Origin of the sequence: Lacrimispora sp. (assembly GCF_031982545.1) — a bacterium.
Taxonomy (GTDB): domain Bacteria; phylum Bacillota; class Clostridia; order Lachnospirales; family Lachnospiraceae; genus Lacrimispora.
Map to the genome: position 1 here is coordinate 66149 of NZ_DALYXB010000002.1, position 13538 is coordinate 79686.

Genomic DNA, 13538 nt, shown 5'->3' on the forward strand with positions numbered 1-13538 from the left:
TTTACTCCTCTTTGATACCCTTTCTCTCTGTTTTTACATCCTGTAAGAACTGCTTCCATGCATCTTCATGGGCCACAAAATATCTGGGACAATCCTTGCCGGTGGCATCATAATGCCGGATTACATCCTTTTCCGTCAATCCCAGTTCTTTGCACAAAAGAGCCGTAAATTTCACTAAAGAAGCATAAGTCTGGTCATTAAATTTACCGGTTTCATCGGGATGACAGCACTCTATGGAAACCGTATCTTTATTTTTCTCCTTTGAGGTTGCATAGGCCACCTCGTAGATGGGGATTTCCTGAAGAATCTCCCCTTCCAGGCCGATAATAAAGTGACTGCTTGCAGAGATCATTTTCTCCCCTGTCTGATCCTTTAAGCTGGCAAAATAATCCCGGTTCTGCTTGGCAGTTGTACCAGGGTTGGCAACATAGTGAATCACAATTCCGTTAATCCGTTTCATCTTAGTCCCCGGTCTTGAATAAGGATTGAATTCCAGGAAGTCCTGCTTGACGTAATCTGGCATGGTAACAGACCTGATATCCACATAGTTTCTTCCGAAAAGAGAAATTAATCCCCATAGAATGCAGGCTAATAATCCGGTCCATATGACAAACCGCAGGAATATGTATAAGAATGCTCTTTTTTTCTTCTTTTTCTTTTGCTTATACCGGCGTTCTCTTGACCTGCGCCGGCGTTCCAGTTCATCCATTCTATCTTTTGTCTGATTATTCATGGCCCAAACTCCTGACTGCCTTTTCTACCAGTTTACGTCTTTTCCAAAGAAAAAGTCAACCAAAATGTCAGGAATGTGATCGGATTACCGATTCCATTTTGACAGTTTCACACACATTTAACAGGACTTCATGAAGCTTTCCCTGCGCTGACTCATCACAGAGAATCACCATTTTATCTCCTGCCAGAAACTTTGTTTCCCCTCTGGGTACAAACTCCGCTTCTCCCCGCAATAGAGAAATGAGAAGGCAGGTACGGGGCCACTGGATTTCGGAGACTTTTTTTCCTTCTGCTTCACTGCCATGAAAAATCATTCCTTCCACCAGCACCTTTTCCCCAGTGAGAGAAGTTTCTCTATCCGGATTTAATTTTCGTAAAAGCCGGTGAAGCAGCTGGTCGTAAACAGGCGCGCAGCGTACCATATCAGGGATTATATAAGCGATCAGGGACACAAGGGAAAGAGAAAGCAAATGGGTAAAGCTTCCAGTCATTTCACTGATTAGAATGATACCGGTAATGGGTGCTCTCACAATGGCGGAGAAATACCCTGCCATACCAAGTATAATGAAATTTCCCAAAAGACCCTGAAGGGAATCTGTCATGATTCCAACTGCACTGCAATAAATACTTCCGATTACTGCACCAAGTACCAGGAGCGGCAGAAAGATTCCACCCGGTGCACCTGACCCAAAACTTAAAAGTGAAAAGGCAAATTTCAAGATCAGTAAAACACACAACGCACCAAGCATCATCTCTCCTGAGGTCAGTACCTCTACCAGGGAATGACCTCCGCCCAGTACCGCCGGATAATACAGTCCGAACACTCCCGCTAATAAAAACGGTATCATTAACCTTACAAATTGATTTGGAATTTTCTGATACAGATCCTGGGTCTTAGAAAGTGTTGTATTATATACCACACCCATTGCTCCGATAATCACGCCAAATGCGATCACATATCCGTAGCAGTTAAGAGGAATCATTTTGGTGATCTGAAGATCAAATACCGGTTTTAAACCAAATACATTCTGGGATACGAAATCCGCAGTGATAGAGGATGCCATGGTAGATAAGAGAATTTCCGGAGAAAAATGTTTATGTATCTCTTCCAGGGAGAATAAAACTCCCGCAATGGGTGCATTAAATGCGGCCGAAAGACCGGCACTGGCTCCGCAAGTGATTAAAAGCTTCTCTTCTGTTTTAGATCTTTTTGAAATTCGGGAAATACCTTTTGCTGTCATGGCCCCAAGCTGAATACTTGGGCCCTCTCGTCCAAGAGAAAGACCAAAGCCAAGAGATACCAGCCCGCCCGCAAGCTTTGCAACAAGGGTTTTCCACCAACAGGGATCCAGCTCACCAATCATTTCCCCTTCTACCTGGGGAATTCCGCTTCCGGAGATGAAAGACTCCCACTTTAACAAGAATGCTACAAATAAAGCACCCACAGTAAGAACCAGAAACCAGATCCCAATTAAAAGCGGTTTCCCCTTCACCGTATTCAGTACCCATTTAAGCAGTTCATCCCCATGGCTGAGCAGATATCGAAAAAAAACAACTACGGAACCGGCTATGGCTCCTGTTAAAATTCCTTCGAGTATCAATTCATAACGAAAACTGCGGTAACGGTTAATTGTCTTTTGTGCCGTATGACCTTCGGACTGCATCAATCTTCCTCCTGTAAATCGTTTTTTATTTGTTTATTAACATACAATTTAAAATTATAGCTCCTGAAATTGCTGATTGCAAGGAAAAATCCGGGATAACATAAAAATAAACCGGTCTCTTTCCCTGCCCTGGTGAGGAGAAAGACCGGCTTCTTTTTATTATGCTTTATTCTGTTCACGCTACATAATCCAATAACTGTTCTGGGCAAAATGCTTCATTATAACATACGATCTCCACCTGTATTCCAATTCCGATAATCATAACTCCCATCAGTGATTTTCCGTCAATCACCAGATGGTTGGAAAATACTTTTATTTCAAAATTGCACCGTTCCGCCTTTACCACAAAAGCCACCAGCTCCTCTACCGTGGAAAATGTATGCTTGATCTTTCTCACTTCAGACACCATCTTTCTTCTACCGCTTCATTCATGATTTTTACTAAATATTTTGGTTTTTCAGTTACAATCATGTGCATTTTATCTATTTAATCCTATTATTTCCACTGAGTGAAGGGTTATACGGGAAAAGTGTATTTTTTTTAAGGAAAAGACTACCCAAATTTTGAATTATCGTGTATAATTGTGTCGTTGTGTTTTCAAATGGAAGCGTATCGAAGTGGTCATAACGAGCCGCACTCGAAATGCGGTTGTCCGCAAGGGCACGTGGGTTCGAATCCCACCGCTTCCGCTAACAAAACCCCCGCGTAAGTCAATGGTTTACGCGGGGGTTTTTATGCCTTTGTATGGTTCCGATCCATCAATCATTCAAAAATTTTACTTTCTTCCTTCAGGTACTTCACTAATGACGAATATTTTACCGTTGGGATAAAAAACAGACTGAAAAAGATTAATAAAGCAATTCTAAGGAACCATGCCATAGGCAAAGAAACCGACACTACATCGGGTATGAATGTCATAACACTCAACAAGGCGATCATAAGAACTGCCCAAACGCATGCTCGTCTGACTGTCTTATAGATGCTTAGTTTATCGTGTATATCTGTATGCAATTCAAATGGCTCCCCATCTCGTTTTTTCTCTAAAATCAAAAGTTCCTTATTGAGCCCGCCGGGTGAAGTAGCAATCTGCCCTATCCCTTTTGCATATGGCCTCCACGACACTTTTCCATAGGAAAAATTAAGGTAGATGTTTTTTGTAAAAGTATGAAATCCCATACTTTCAAGATACCTCCGATAGTCTTTTGCTTTGGAATAAGACTGATTTCCCACAAATTCTACCGCATATTCATATTCATTTTGTGAGCACTCATCAAAAACATAGATTAGCTTTCCACATTTCTTTAGCCGGTAACCATCCTTGGCCATACGGTTTAACCACTTTTCCTGATCATTCAGAAAATCAAAAAAATATCGAAATACTATTTTGCTCATTTATTTCTATCCCCCTTAATAACTGTTGATGCCAGGTGCAAAACCTGCTCTATACGTTGTAATTCTTCTTCTGCTTTCTGCTTCCCAATATGAGTTATAAGGTATTCTTTTTTCTTGTTATCCGATTCATCGTTAAAAGGGGCAATCCATTCTTTCTTTACAAGGGTATTAATCGCCCCATACAAAGTACCCGCACCTAAGACAACTCGTCCGTTCGTCTCCTTTTCAATAAACTGCATGATTCCATAACCATGATTGGGCCTATATACAGCCAAGAGAACAAAGAAGGTTGTTTCCGTCAATGCCCCACCCTTTATATTATCTCTGATATATACCACTCCTATTTGTTTTATTACGTTTACCGTAATAAAAATATATCACTAAACGTAATACATGTCAATGTTTTTTCAGATTCATTACTTGGTACACTACATATCATTGAAAACTTTTCTTGACAAGTTTCCGAAATCGGATTATAATTCATATGTTTCCGAAATCAGAAACTTAACAATCTTAAAGAATTAAAAAAAACTGAAACAGGAGGTGTATTAATGAAACAAAATTTACAACAACAACTAAATACGCTTAAACGCCTATATAAAGAAAGTGATGATCTTTATCGTGGTATTGCAAGTAAGTTTGGGATAACAGACACAGCGTTTTGGATATTGTACGCAATCTCTCACACGGAAGGGGACTGTACACAAAATGATTTATGCAATAACTGGTTTTACCCTGTACAGACAATTAACTCGTCAGTCTCCAAATTGCAAAAGGAAGGTCTTGTAAGGCTTGAAACAATCCCTGGAACGAGAAATCGCAAGAGGATTCTCTTAACAGAGGCTGGGGAACAATTTACAGAACGTATTATCAGCAAAATTGATGATCTTGAAGAAGAAGCATTTCTAATGTTTACCGATGAGGAAAGAGAAACCTATATATCTCTTTATCAAAGGTACAATGAAAATATACGGCATGAAAGAGACAGGGTGCTGGGCACCTTAACCGAGTTATGAGGAAAGGAGTGAGTGTTATGGTCGGGCAATGGCTTATCTGTCCAGTTTGTCAGCAGAAAACAAGACTCAGGATACAGGAAAATACAGAATTTAAAAATTTTCCGCTTTATTGTCCTAAATGCAAGCGGGAAACACTTATAGATGTCAATAAATTTAAAATTTCAATTATCAAAGAGCCAGACGCTAAGACGCAGAGCCGATAACGCAAGAAATTGCTGTTGTCGGCTTTTTATTTTACATTATGAAAGATAACTAAAGGAGAAACCCTGATTATGAATTCAAACCAATTTAAAAATGTTCTTAAATTCGTAGTTCCCACTGTTTTCAGCCAATGCGCTATTTTTCTCTTTACCATCATTGATGGTATTTTTGTAGGTCGAGGCGTTGGAACAGATGCTTTGGGCGCTGTCAATATGGCACTGCCCTTTGTTATGATTATCACCGCGTTCTATATGATGACTACCATCGGCGGTGTAACCATCACTGCCATCCGCATTGGGCGTAAGGATATTTATGGAGCAAATCAAGTATTTATGCATTCCCTGTGCCTGACCATCTTAGCTGCTGTTATATTCACAATTGTGGGTACTATTTTTACAAATCCTCTTGCAATAGCTCTGGGTGCCAAAGGAGTATATCACAACATGGTGGTGAAATACATTTTCTGGTACAGCCTTTTTACCATTCCGTCAGCTTTGTCTATGCTTTTACAGGGCTTCGGCCGAAATGATAACGCCCCAGTTTTAGTTATGGCCGCTACCATAACCAGTACTGTCTGCAACATTGTTCTGGACTGGGTCTTTGTCTTCCCCCTTCAGGGAGGAATCGCTGGGGCTGCCATTGCAACGGGTATTTCTCAGACCCTGTCTTTTGTCATTATCGGAGGACACTTTATTTTTAAGCGTGGAGAACTGAAAATTTCCAGATTTAAGATGGATTGGTCATTACTAAAAAAGGTGATGACCCGTGGCCTGCCGGAAATGCTTTCCCAGTTGACCACTCCAATTATGATGGTTTGTATGAATGCAGTAGTATTAAAGTATATCGGCAATGACGGTATCAATGCCTATTCTGTAATCAGTTATGTTGCTTCCTTCACCTTTGCCGTAATACTCGGGGTTGCAGAGGGTATGCAGCCTCTGTTTGGACAGAGTTATGGCGAGCAGAATGCACAGAACATGAAATATTATTTCAAGGTGGGCCGAATTCTCAGTTTTTCAGGAAGTGGGCTGGTATATCTTGTCACCTTTTTCATTGGGGCAAGCATCTGCCACTTGTTTGGTGCAGATGCTGCCGCAACCAAAATGGCAGTTGCAATAATGCCAAAATACGGTTGGTTATTCCTGTTTGCAGCACTCAATACCTTAATTGCTGCCTATCTTTATTCCACAAAGAGAACAAAGGAGTCTGTACTGCTTAATATACTCCGGGGATTTGTGTTCATACCAGCCTGCGTGTGGGGTATTTCTATGGTTTCCAACGGTACGCTTGTATGGTTTACAGTTGGTATTGCAGAAGTTCTTTCTCTCTTGGCTGGAACCATAATTGTTAAGAGATCTGAAGGAAATGGAATAACTTTTGATGCAGACTAAGAGATGTGCTGGTTTGGTCAGATTATAGTAGAAAGGGGTAAACTGTACTCTAACAGTAGGTACAGTTTACCCCTTCTTCTTTACCATCGCTGCTGGTGTAGCATTACTTATAAAGCCAATCGTTATAGTTATCTGCTAATTCCTGCAATTCATTGATAAATCTTCCCACATGAAACCCGTCACATACGGAGTGATGTACCTGGACTGATAATGGCATCAGAACCTTATTATCCTGCTCGATAAACTTTCCAATAGTAAATATGGGGGGCAGATAACTTCCATCTGTGTATAGATTTAAATTAAATCCGGTAAAACTCGTCCAAGGCAAACATGATATGTTGAACGTATTGAGTGGTTGATCGGGTTTCGGCATCAGACTTTCAGCACTTGAATAACAGCCAATATCAGATATGCAGTTTTCATAAAACTGTATAAAAGAATGGCTGTGAATCGTCCATATGCTGGAAAACAGTTCTTTTTCTTTATTGAATATGGTGTAGCTTGGATTAAGTTCATCCCAAAAACCTAAATTCCTGTCAGAATCAATATTTATACGAAACTCCTGATACTGATTAACAACAGTAGTAAGCATATATATCTGAGCTGGATATATCTTTTTGTTCATGCTTTTTAATGCTGTTCTAAGACCACTTATTTCAATATTAGAGGTTACGCTATAGGTGCAGCACACCTTGTGCATATAATGATTGTAATAATCCTTACGCACCCAATTATTCATATCAATCAAATTAAAACTCATAATAATTCTCCTGGCTTTCAATTATTTTACGCGCAAAAGCTTATGCTATGATCGATAAAGAAATTGTTGATATCATTGTTTATGCATCCCTTTCCGATTTTACTGTAATAATGTATTATACCGCATTCGTTCATATATTACAAAGCCTGCTAATGATATTATCAGCGAAACCATAACATAGGAGTAATTATTGTTAGTCTCCTAATTGTTTTATTATATCAAAACATAAACACTCTGACCAGCCGATGAAAAAGACAATCCTGTCATTCATCTTCTATGGAAAGTTCACTTGACATTCTTTTTCATAAGTGATAATATAAGTCAACGGAAAGCAGACTTTCCATATGAAAGGATGAAGGTTTTGAAAAACCGCTTAGAGAAAATACGAAAACTGCGTGGCATCAAACAGGACGACTTAGCTGCTGCTCTTGAAGTTTCAAGGCAGACTATCGGATCACTTGAAAATGGACGCTATAATCCTTCGATTATATTAGCGTTTAAAATTGCACGTTATTTTAGCATGACTATTGAAGAAATATTTATTTATGAGGAGGAAACAAAGTGAATAAAGCAAAAACAGATTACATCCTTGCTTCAATCGGAATTATTTTGCTGGCAGCTGGTCTGTATTTGGTTAAAACATTGCCTGATCCCAAGGGAATCCTGCTGACTTTACCTTATATATTTGTTGGCTTTGGCTGTGGGATTTTTGGTCATGGTATGGGAAATATTCTCTCAGGTAAGGCAACCGAAAACGATCCTGATCTTAAAAAGAGACTTGAGATAGAAAAAAATGATGAGCGTAATATGGCAATCTCCAATCGTGCAAAAGCAAAAGCATATGATATGATGACCTTTGTATTTGGTGCTCTGATGGTTTCTTTTGCTTTAATGAGAATTGATATTACAACTGTTTTGCTTCTGGTTTTTGTTTACCTGTTTGTACACGGGTATGGAATTTACTATCGAACGAAATATGATAAAGAGATGTAAAATAGAAAATACAAGACTTTTTATATTTTCTATGATAAACTTTTCATGTAAGTTTACTTGTCAGAGGACTTATAATCATCATGATTATTTAAGTGGGATAAGATCTATAAAGATCTTGTCCCATTTTTTTCTGACTGAATATATATAACGGAGGACAAACGAAATGCATATAGAAACAGACAGACTGATTATCCGAAACTTTGATGAAAAGGACGCGGCTGGTTTATACGAATATCTTGCCGCACCACCCGTACATTGCTTTTACAGCGAAAAAGTAAACTCTTACGAAGAAGCCGTAAAAAAAGTAAAAGTAAAACAGAATGGGGATGGTCATGGAAACTGCTACGCCGTATGTCTGCGTGATACGGATTTTATAATTGGAGAAATATTTACAATGAAAGAACATCCGGACACATACAGCATTGGTTGGAATTTCAATCTGAACTACGGAAGAAAAGGTTATGCAAAAGAAGCGGCCCAGGCCGTTATTAACAATCTTTTTGAAAATGATGCAAGAAGAATCTATGCCTACGCAGAAGATGATAATCTCCCCTCCCAGAAACTTTGTGAACGCCTTGGAATGAGGCGGGAAGGTTTATTTCTTGAATTTATTTCATTTGTAAACAATCCCGACGGAACACCGCTTTATGAAAACACCTATCAGTATGCTGTTTTAAAGAAAGAATGGAAAACACTGAATTGATTTTTCTGAAATCTGACATACTACCTTTGATTAAAAGAATGGAGGTCACTATGTCAGAAGCAGTTTTAGAAAAACCGAAGGATCGTGTCAGTTATCACGATTCTGTTGAAGAAATGCTGGTACGAATCAGAGATGATGGTTTGTCCAGCGTATTTTCAAGATATGATGAGCAGGAAAAGATACGGTGCAAGTTTTGTCTCCAGGGTCTGAGCTGCCAGCTGTGCACCAACGGTCCCTGCCGGATTAACGAACAGAAAGGTCCTGAAAAGGGCGCCTGCGGAATTGGGCCCGACGCCATGGCAATGAGAAATCTCCTTATGCGAAATATCATGGGAGCAGCTACTTATGCCCACCACGCCTATGAAGCATTTCGGACACTGAAAGAAACAGGAAAGGGGAATACAACCTTTCAGATCACTGATACGGAAAAACTAAAATGGATGTGCGAAAAAACAGGAATTGACACCAGTCAGTCCATCAATGAGATGGCAACCTGTCTTGCTGACTTGTTAGACCGGGAAATGAAAGTAAACCCGGATCAGCACAGCATCATGGTGGAGGCATTTGCTCCCAAAAAACGAAAAAAAATATGGCATGATCTAAACATTTATCCTTCTGGAATTGAACATGAAGTGCAAAACAGTATTGCAAGCTGCCTGACCAATGTGGATGGAGACTATGTCTCTCTTGCAAAAAAGGCACTGAGGCTGGGGTTATCCACCATCTATACTGCCCAGATCGGTCTTGAAATGACACAGGACATTTTATTTGGAACTCCTAAGCCTCACGAGGTTGATGTGGATATGGGGATTATGGACCCAGATTATGTAAACATTGCATTTAACGGCCATCAGCCCTGGATCGGTGTTGCTGCCCTTATGAAAGCGAAAACAAAGGAATTTCAGGATCTGGCAAAACAGTGCGGTGCGAAAGGAATCCATATCGTAGGATCCATTGAAACGGGACAGGAATTGCTCCAGAGATTTGAAATGGATGATGTTTTTGTAGGACTGATGGGAAACTGGCTGGCAATTGAACCCTTTCTGGCTACCGGTACCGTGGATGCTTTTGTCATGGAGGAAAACTGCTCTCCGCCTGCTATTGATCAATATGCGGAAAAATACCAGGTTGCCCTTGTCAGTGTCAGCACCATCATCGGCGTCCCCGGAACTGAGCATGAGATGCCTTACTATCCTCAAAAAGCGGAAGAAATGGCGGATAAATGCATTCATATCGCAATTGAGAACTTCAAAAAAAGACATGGTAAAATAAAACCCATGGTCCCCCGGCATGTTCAGAAAGCAATTGCCGGCTTCTCAACGGAAGCCGTACTGAATGCAATTGGTAATGATTTACAGAATCTTGTAGATGTCATTACAAAAGGACAGCTCAAAGGAATCGTAGCGCTGGCAAACTGCTCAACCTTAAGAAACGGTCCACAGGACTGGAATACTGTAAACCTGGCAAAGCAGCTGATTAAAAGAGACATTCTGGTTGTCGCCGGCGGCTGCGGGAATCATGGTTTAGAGGTGGCCGGTATGTGTAATCTGGATGCCATTAACCAGGCAGGAGATGGTTTAAAAGCAGTCTGCAGTGCTCTGAAAATCCCACCGGTATTAAGCTTCGGAACCTGTACGGATACGGGAAGAATCTCCATGCTGGTAACAGCTCTGGCTGACTATCTGGATGCAGATATCTCCGATCTTCCCATTGCTGTCACCGCACCAGAATGGATGGAACAGAAAGCTACCATAGACGGTATATTTGCCGTCGCATACGGTGCCTTCACCCATCTGTCACCGACTCCCTTTATCACCGGTGCACCCAAGCTTGTGAAACTGCTCACAGAGGATGTGGAAAGTTTAACAGGCGGAAAGGTGGCTCTGGGAGATGATCCTGTGGAAGTGGCGGAAAAAATTGAAAGCCACATCATGAAAAAAAGAAAAGCTATGGGGCTGTAATATTGAAAAAGACCGTATTATTCCTGATGGGAATGACGCGGTCTTCTTTACAGACAGCCTTGGTTTTGAGTATCCTTTATTGAGGGAGAGACAAAAAACGATCTGCTGCTATGCCTTAAAACCATGTGAGTATGAATGAGTAAATATAAACCGTGCAAAACAAGGATTGAAGTAGTGGGATTTATGATATATAATAGCACGGAAGTATTATTACTACCCATTCTACTACTGGAGATAACTTATGAAACAACCCATTTTATTTATTCAGAAAGAACCTGTTCTGACGGCAGCATCTATTCTTGCTTTGATTTCTGTCTTTTTTATCCCCCCGGATTTGGCCTATCTAAATTATATAGATTTTAAGACCCTGCTCTGCCTGTTCTGCCTCATGACCTCACTGAAAGGGATCGAGCGGGAAGGATTATTAAATGCTGTCTCGATAAAGCTGTCATCCGGTATGAAAAATTTAAAACCGCTGATTTTTCTCCTTGTTTTTACCAGTTTCTTTGCATCCATGTTTATGACAAATGACGTCGCTTTAATCGCTCTGGTTCCTATCACCTTGTCGGTACTCTCCCTGTGCGGTCAGGAACGCCATACTGCCCTCGTTGTGGTCTTGCAGACAATTGCCGCAAACATTGGTTCCAGCTTTACGCCTATCGGGAATCCCCAGAATCTTTATCTGTTTACCCGGTATGAGTTTGGTCTGCCTTCTTTTCTAAAAGTGACTTTCCCTTTTGTTTTATTTGGAGGGATGCTGCTTTTGCTGGTGTGCTTTTTTATTCCACGGTATCCCATCAGCCAGGAAACAACCACAGTTCCGATTATACGAAAAAAACAGGTCATAGCCTATGGCGCCATGTTCCTACTGGCTGTAGCTGCGGTATTGCGGCTGATTCCTTATCAGGCTGCTGCCCTGATCATTCTGGCTGCTACAGCAATTCTTGACAGACGCACGCTTTATCAGGTTGATTATTTCCTTCTCCTTACGTTTGCCGCAATTTTTATATTTGTGGGAAACTTAGCACGGATTGACTGGGTTTTTCAGACCGTTTCAGGTTTAATCAGAAAAGATACCATGGTAACGGCTGCTATATTAAGCCAGTTTATCAGCAATGTTCCGGCAGCCGTTATGCTGTCCGGTTTTACAGATAATGCTCCCAGTCTGCTCACCGGAGTGAATGTAGGAGGTATGGGCACTCTGATCGCCTCGATGGCAAGTGTTATTTCCTATAAACTGTTTGCTGCTGCCCATCCAAAAAAAACTTTGTCTTTTTTAGGTATCTTTACCGTTCTCAATCTTGTTTTTCTCATTGCCCTGCTATTGTTTGAAGCAGTCCTTATGTAAAATTAATAACAGCCAGCGGCTTATGTTAGCCATTGGCTGTTTTATCATTTATTTTAATCGGGAAAGGATGTAGGCCGCCTTTTCCTGATCTTTCTTATATACAAAAAGTCTGTAAAAATCTTTTACGTTCCCGATCCTTCCTAAGATTGGATTCCTTCCATTTAAGTTATTCATGGATAAGCGCAAGTTGTTATTGGTGGTTTCCGTCATATAATAGATATTATTTTCTCTCAGCATATTTTTTACATGATATAGCTTTTCAAGATCCTGTGTACTGTATATCTCTGTTAATTTCCTATTAAACAGCATATTTCCGACCTTTCCTTTCCAATCATCTCAGGAACCGTGTTTTTGTTTCATTCCTGTTTATTATAACAAAAGCGGCTGTCTGTTACAAGCAGGCAGCCGCTTTTTATAATATTTATATTTTTTTAACCGGATAACAAACTTCTGTTACCAATTCCTCCGGATTTTGGGTCTGAGCAGGACTGATATGATAAATGCAAAACATGGGACCGCTAAATTCAAATTCATTGTCTCTAACCCAGTTTGCCACTTCCAGATTCACATCAGTTATCTGATCGTAGCTTCCTTTGTATACCGCTGATGCTATTTCCACCTTAGGTACTGTTTTAAATACCACGTGTTCCGTATTTTCATAAGTGCTTTTTACAGAAATCTGAATCTCTACATCCACATCACCATCTCTAAAATCACGGTCATGAAATACCGCCAGAGAGTAAGCGGGATCGGACATCTGCAAGTTTATGTCATGGGTCTCTTCTCCAAGCCTCTTCCACAGCAGTCCCTCCTGATTATAAGCTGGAATCATATCTCTTACACTGGCCACATACCTTTGGGGCATGGTTTTTAATGCTACGCTATAATTTATTGCCATATCATCCTTTCTCAGCCTTTGTATGGCTGAATCAAGGAGTTTAAGCCGTTGTCCGCTTTCTTTCATTTCTTCCTGTACTTCTACTTTCCGGACCTCTAAATACTTTGCCAGCTCTTTTGGATCATCATAGTTATTCAATATCTCCCCAATTGCGGCAAGGCTGAATCCCATATCTTTTAAGGAATTAATCCTGACCGCTTTTAAGAGCTGGTCCTCGCTGTAATAGCGGTATCCGGTAAAATGGTCGGTGCTCCATGGTGTCATCAGTCCGATCTCGTCGTAATGGCGGAGCATTCGAATACTGATTCTTGACAGTTTAGAAAAATCTCCTATTTTCAGCATGCTTTTCTCCTCACATCTATGTTTTTTTTGAGCTCACATTTAGTATAGAGTATACCACAATATGAGAGTCAAGCAACAAAGCAAAGTTTTTTTTCGGCGAAATCTAAAAAATATTTTTTAATGTTTACATATTTAAG

The 13538-nt window shown here is 40.4% G+C and carries 16 protein-coding genes and 1 tRNA gene; 9 read left to right on the forward strand and 8 right to left on the reverse strand.

The window, feature by feature from the left end; all coding sequences use genetic code 11:
• Nucleotide 1 precedes the first annotated feature (1 nt).
• The 3 genes from ABS301_RS03785 to ABS301_RS03795 all read right to left on the reverse strand — a co-directional run bounded on the left by ABS301_RS03785 (nucleotide 2) and on the right by ABS301_RS03795 (nucleotide 2793).
• A complete protein-coding gene (locus tag ABS301_RS03785; RefSeq protein ID WP_349670953.1) occupies nucleotides 2–733 on the reverse strand; it encodes a peptidoglycan recognition protein family protein in 732 nt (243 codons plus the stop codon).
• Between the two features lie 67 nt (nucleotides 734–800).
• Entirely contained in the window at nucleotides 801–2396 is a 1596-nt protein-coding gene (locus ABS301_RS03790; protein ID WP_349670954.1) for a ClC family H(+)/Cl(-) exchange transporter, read from the reverse strand.
• A gap of 175 nt (nucleotides 2397–2571) precedes the next feature.
• On the reverse strand, nucleotides 2572–2793 hold the full coding sequence (locus ABS301_RS03795; protein ID WP_349670955.1) for an HPr family phosphocarrier protein: 222 nt from the start codon (nucleotides 2791–2793) through the stop codon (nucleotides 2572–2574).
• A gap of 206 nt (nucleotides 2794–2999) precedes the next feature.
• Between ABS301_RS03795 and ABS301_RS03800 the strand changes: the two genes are divergently transcribed.
• Nucleotides 3000–3085 (forward strand) — tRNA-Ser (locus tag ABS301_RS03800).
• A 73-nt stretch (nucleotides 3086–3158) separates the two neighbouring features.
• Here the strand turns inward: ABS301_RS03800 and ABS301_RS03805 are convergent.
• Together ABS301_RS03805 and ABS301_RS03810 are read right to left on the reverse strand one after the other, a co-directional pair.
• Nucleotides 3159–3788, reverse strand: coding sequence for a DUF2812 domain-containing protein (locus ABS301_RS03805; protein WP_349670956.1), 630 nt, complete (start codon nucleotides 3786–3788; stop codon nucleotides 3159–3161).
• Nucleotides 3785–4090, reverse strand: a complete 306-nt coding sequence (locus tag ABS301_RS03810) for a PadR family transcriptional regulator (protein ID WP_502877931.1) — start codon at nucleotides 4088–4090, stop codon at nucleotides 3785–3787. Before ABS301_RS03810 ends, ABS301_RS03805 begins: the two co-directional genes overlap by 4 nt.
• Nucleotides 4091–4339: 249 nt before the next feature.
• On the opposite strand from ABS301_RS03810, the gene ABS301_RS03815 reads away from it, so the two are divergent.
• From ABS301_RS03815 to ABS301_RS03825, 3 genes are all read left to right on the forward strand, one after another.
• Entirely contained in the window at nucleotides 4340–4804 is a 465-nt protein-coding gene (locus ABS301_RS03815) for a MarR family winged helix-turn-helix transcriptional regulator (protein WP_349670957.1), read from the forward strand.
• Between the two features lie 17 nt (nucleotides 4805–4821).
• Nucleotides 4822–5007, forward strand: coding sequence for a cysteine-rich KTR domain-containing protein (locus tag ABS301_RS03820; RefSeq protein WP_502877932.1), 186 nt, complete (start codon nucleotides 4822–4824; stop codon nucleotides 5005–5007).
• A 69-nt stretch (nucleotides 5008–5076) separates the two neighbouring features.
• A complete protein-coding gene (locus ABS301_RS03825; RefSeq protein ID WP_349670958.1) occupies nucleotides 5077–6396 on the forward strand; it encodes an MATE family efflux transporter in 1320 nt (439 codons plus the stop codon).
• A gap of 103 nt (nucleotides 6397–6499) precedes the next feature.
• Here ABS301_RS03825 and catA read toward each other — a convergent pair whose 3' ends face one another.
• Nucleotides 6500–7156, reverse strand: coding sequence for a type A chloramphenicol O-acetyltransferase (gene catA, locus ABS301_RS03830; protein ID WP_349670959.1), 657 nt, complete (start codon nucleotides 7154–7156; stop codon nucleotides 6500–6502).
• A 361-nt stretch (nucleotides 7157–7517) separates the two neighbouring features.
• Between catA and ABS301_RS03835 the strand changes: the two genes are divergently transcribed.
• The 5 genes from ABS301_RS03835 (at nucleotide 7518) to ABS301_RS03855 (ending at nucleotide 12161) form a co-directional block, all read left to right on the forward strand.
• Nucleotides 7518–7721 (forward strand): helix-turn-helix transcriptional regulator, encoded by a 204-nt coding sequence (locus ABS301_RS03835; protein WP_349670960.1) that lies wholly within the window; start codon nucleotides 7518–7520, stop codon nucleotides 7719–7721.
• Nucleotides 7718–8149 (forward strand): DUF6442 family protein, encoded by a 432-nt coding sequence (locus ABS301_RS03840; protein WP_349670961.1) that lies wholly within the window; start codon nucleotides 7718–7720, stop codon nucleotides 8147–8149. Before ABS301_RS03835 ends, ABS301_RS03840 begins: the two co-directional genes overlap by 4 nt.
• Nucleotides 8150–8312: 163 nt before the next feature.
• A complete protein-coding gene (locus tag ABS301_RS03845) occupies nucleotides 8313–8852 on the forward strand; it encodes a GNAT family N-acetyltransferase (protein WP_349670962.1) in 540 nt (179 codons plus the stop codon).
• Between the two features lie 50 nt (nucleotides 8853–8902).
• A complete protein-coding gene (gene cooS, locus ABS301_RS03850) occupies nucleotides 8903–10813 on the forward strand; it encodes an anaerobic carbon-monoxide dehydrogenase catalytic subunit (RefSeq protein WP_349670963.1) in 1911 nt (636 codons plus the stop codon).
• Between the two features lie 241 nt (nucleotides 10814–11054).
• Nucleotides 11055–12161 carry an SLC13 family permease gene (locus ABS301_RS03855; RefSeq protein ID WP_349670964.1) on the forward strand — a complete coding sequence of 369 codons (1107 nt, stop codon included), beginning with the start codon at nucleotides 11055–11057 and terminating at the stop codon, nucleotides 12159–12161.
• Nucleotides 12162–12209: 48 nt separating this feature from the next.
• On the opposite strand, the gene ABS301_RS03860 is transcribed toward ABS301_RS03855, so the two are convergent.
• Nucleotides 12210–12470 (reverse strand): hypothetical protein, encoded by a 261-nt coding sequence (locus ABS301_RS03860; RefSeq protein WP_349670965.1) that lies wholly within the window; start codon nucleotides 12468–12470, stop codon nucleotides 12210–12212.
• A 112-nt stretch (nucleotides 12471–12582) separates the two neighbouring features.
• Nucleotides 12583–13401, reverse strand: coding sequence for a MerR family transcriptional regulator (locus ABS301_RS03865; RefSeq protein ID WP_349670966.1), 819 nt, complete (start codon nucleotides 13399–13401; stop codon nucleotides 12583–12585).
• Nucleotides 13402–13538 lie beyond the last annotated feature (137 nt).

Coding starts and splice junctions, on each gene's coding strand:
- ABS301_RS03785 (WP_349670953.1), bottom strand. CDS start 733: ATGAATAATCAGACAAAAGATAGAATGGATGAACTGGAACGCCGGCGC.
- ABS301_RS03790 (WP_349670954.1), bottom strand. CDS start 2,396: ATGCAGTCCGAAGGTCATACGGCACAAAAGACAATTAACCGTTACCGC.
- ABS301_RS03805 (WP_349670956.1), bottom strand. CDS start 3,788: ATGAGCAAAATAGTATTTCGATATTTTTTTGATTTTCTGAATGATCAG.
- ABS301_RS03815 (WP_349670957.1), top strand. CDS start 4,340: ATGAAACAAAATTTACAACAACAACTAAATACGCTTAAACGCCTATAT.
- ABS301_RS03820 (WP_502877932.1), top strand. CDS start 4,822: ATGGTCGGGCAATGGCTTATCTGTCCAGTTTGTCAGCAGAAAACAAGA.
- ABS301_RS03825 (WP_349670958.1), top strand. CDS start 5,077: ATGAATTCAAACCAATTTAAAAATGTTCTTAAATTCGTAGTTCCCACT.
- catA (WP_349670959.1), bottom strand. CDS start 7,156: ATGAGTTTTAATTTGATTGATATGAATAATTGGGTGCGTAAGGATTAT.
- ABS301_RS03845 (WP_349670962.1), top strand. CDS start 8,313: ATGCATATAGAAACAGACAGACTGATTATCCGAAACTTTGATGAAAAG.
- cooS (WP_349670963.1), top strand. CDS start 8,903: ATGTCAGAAGCAGTTTTAGAAAAACCGAAGGATCGTGTCAGTTATCAC.
- ABS301_RS03855 (WP_349670964.1), top strand. CDS start 11,055: ATGAAACAACCCATTTTATTTATTCAGAAAGAACCTGTTCTGACGGCA.
- ABS301_RS03860 (WP_349670965.1), bottom strand. CDS start 12,470: ATGCTGTTTAATAGGAAATTAACAGAGATATACAGTACACAGGATCTT.
- ABS301_RS03865 (WP_349670966.1), bottom strand. CDS start 13,401: ATGCTGAAAATAGGAGATTTTTCTAAACTGTCAAGAATCAGTATTCGA.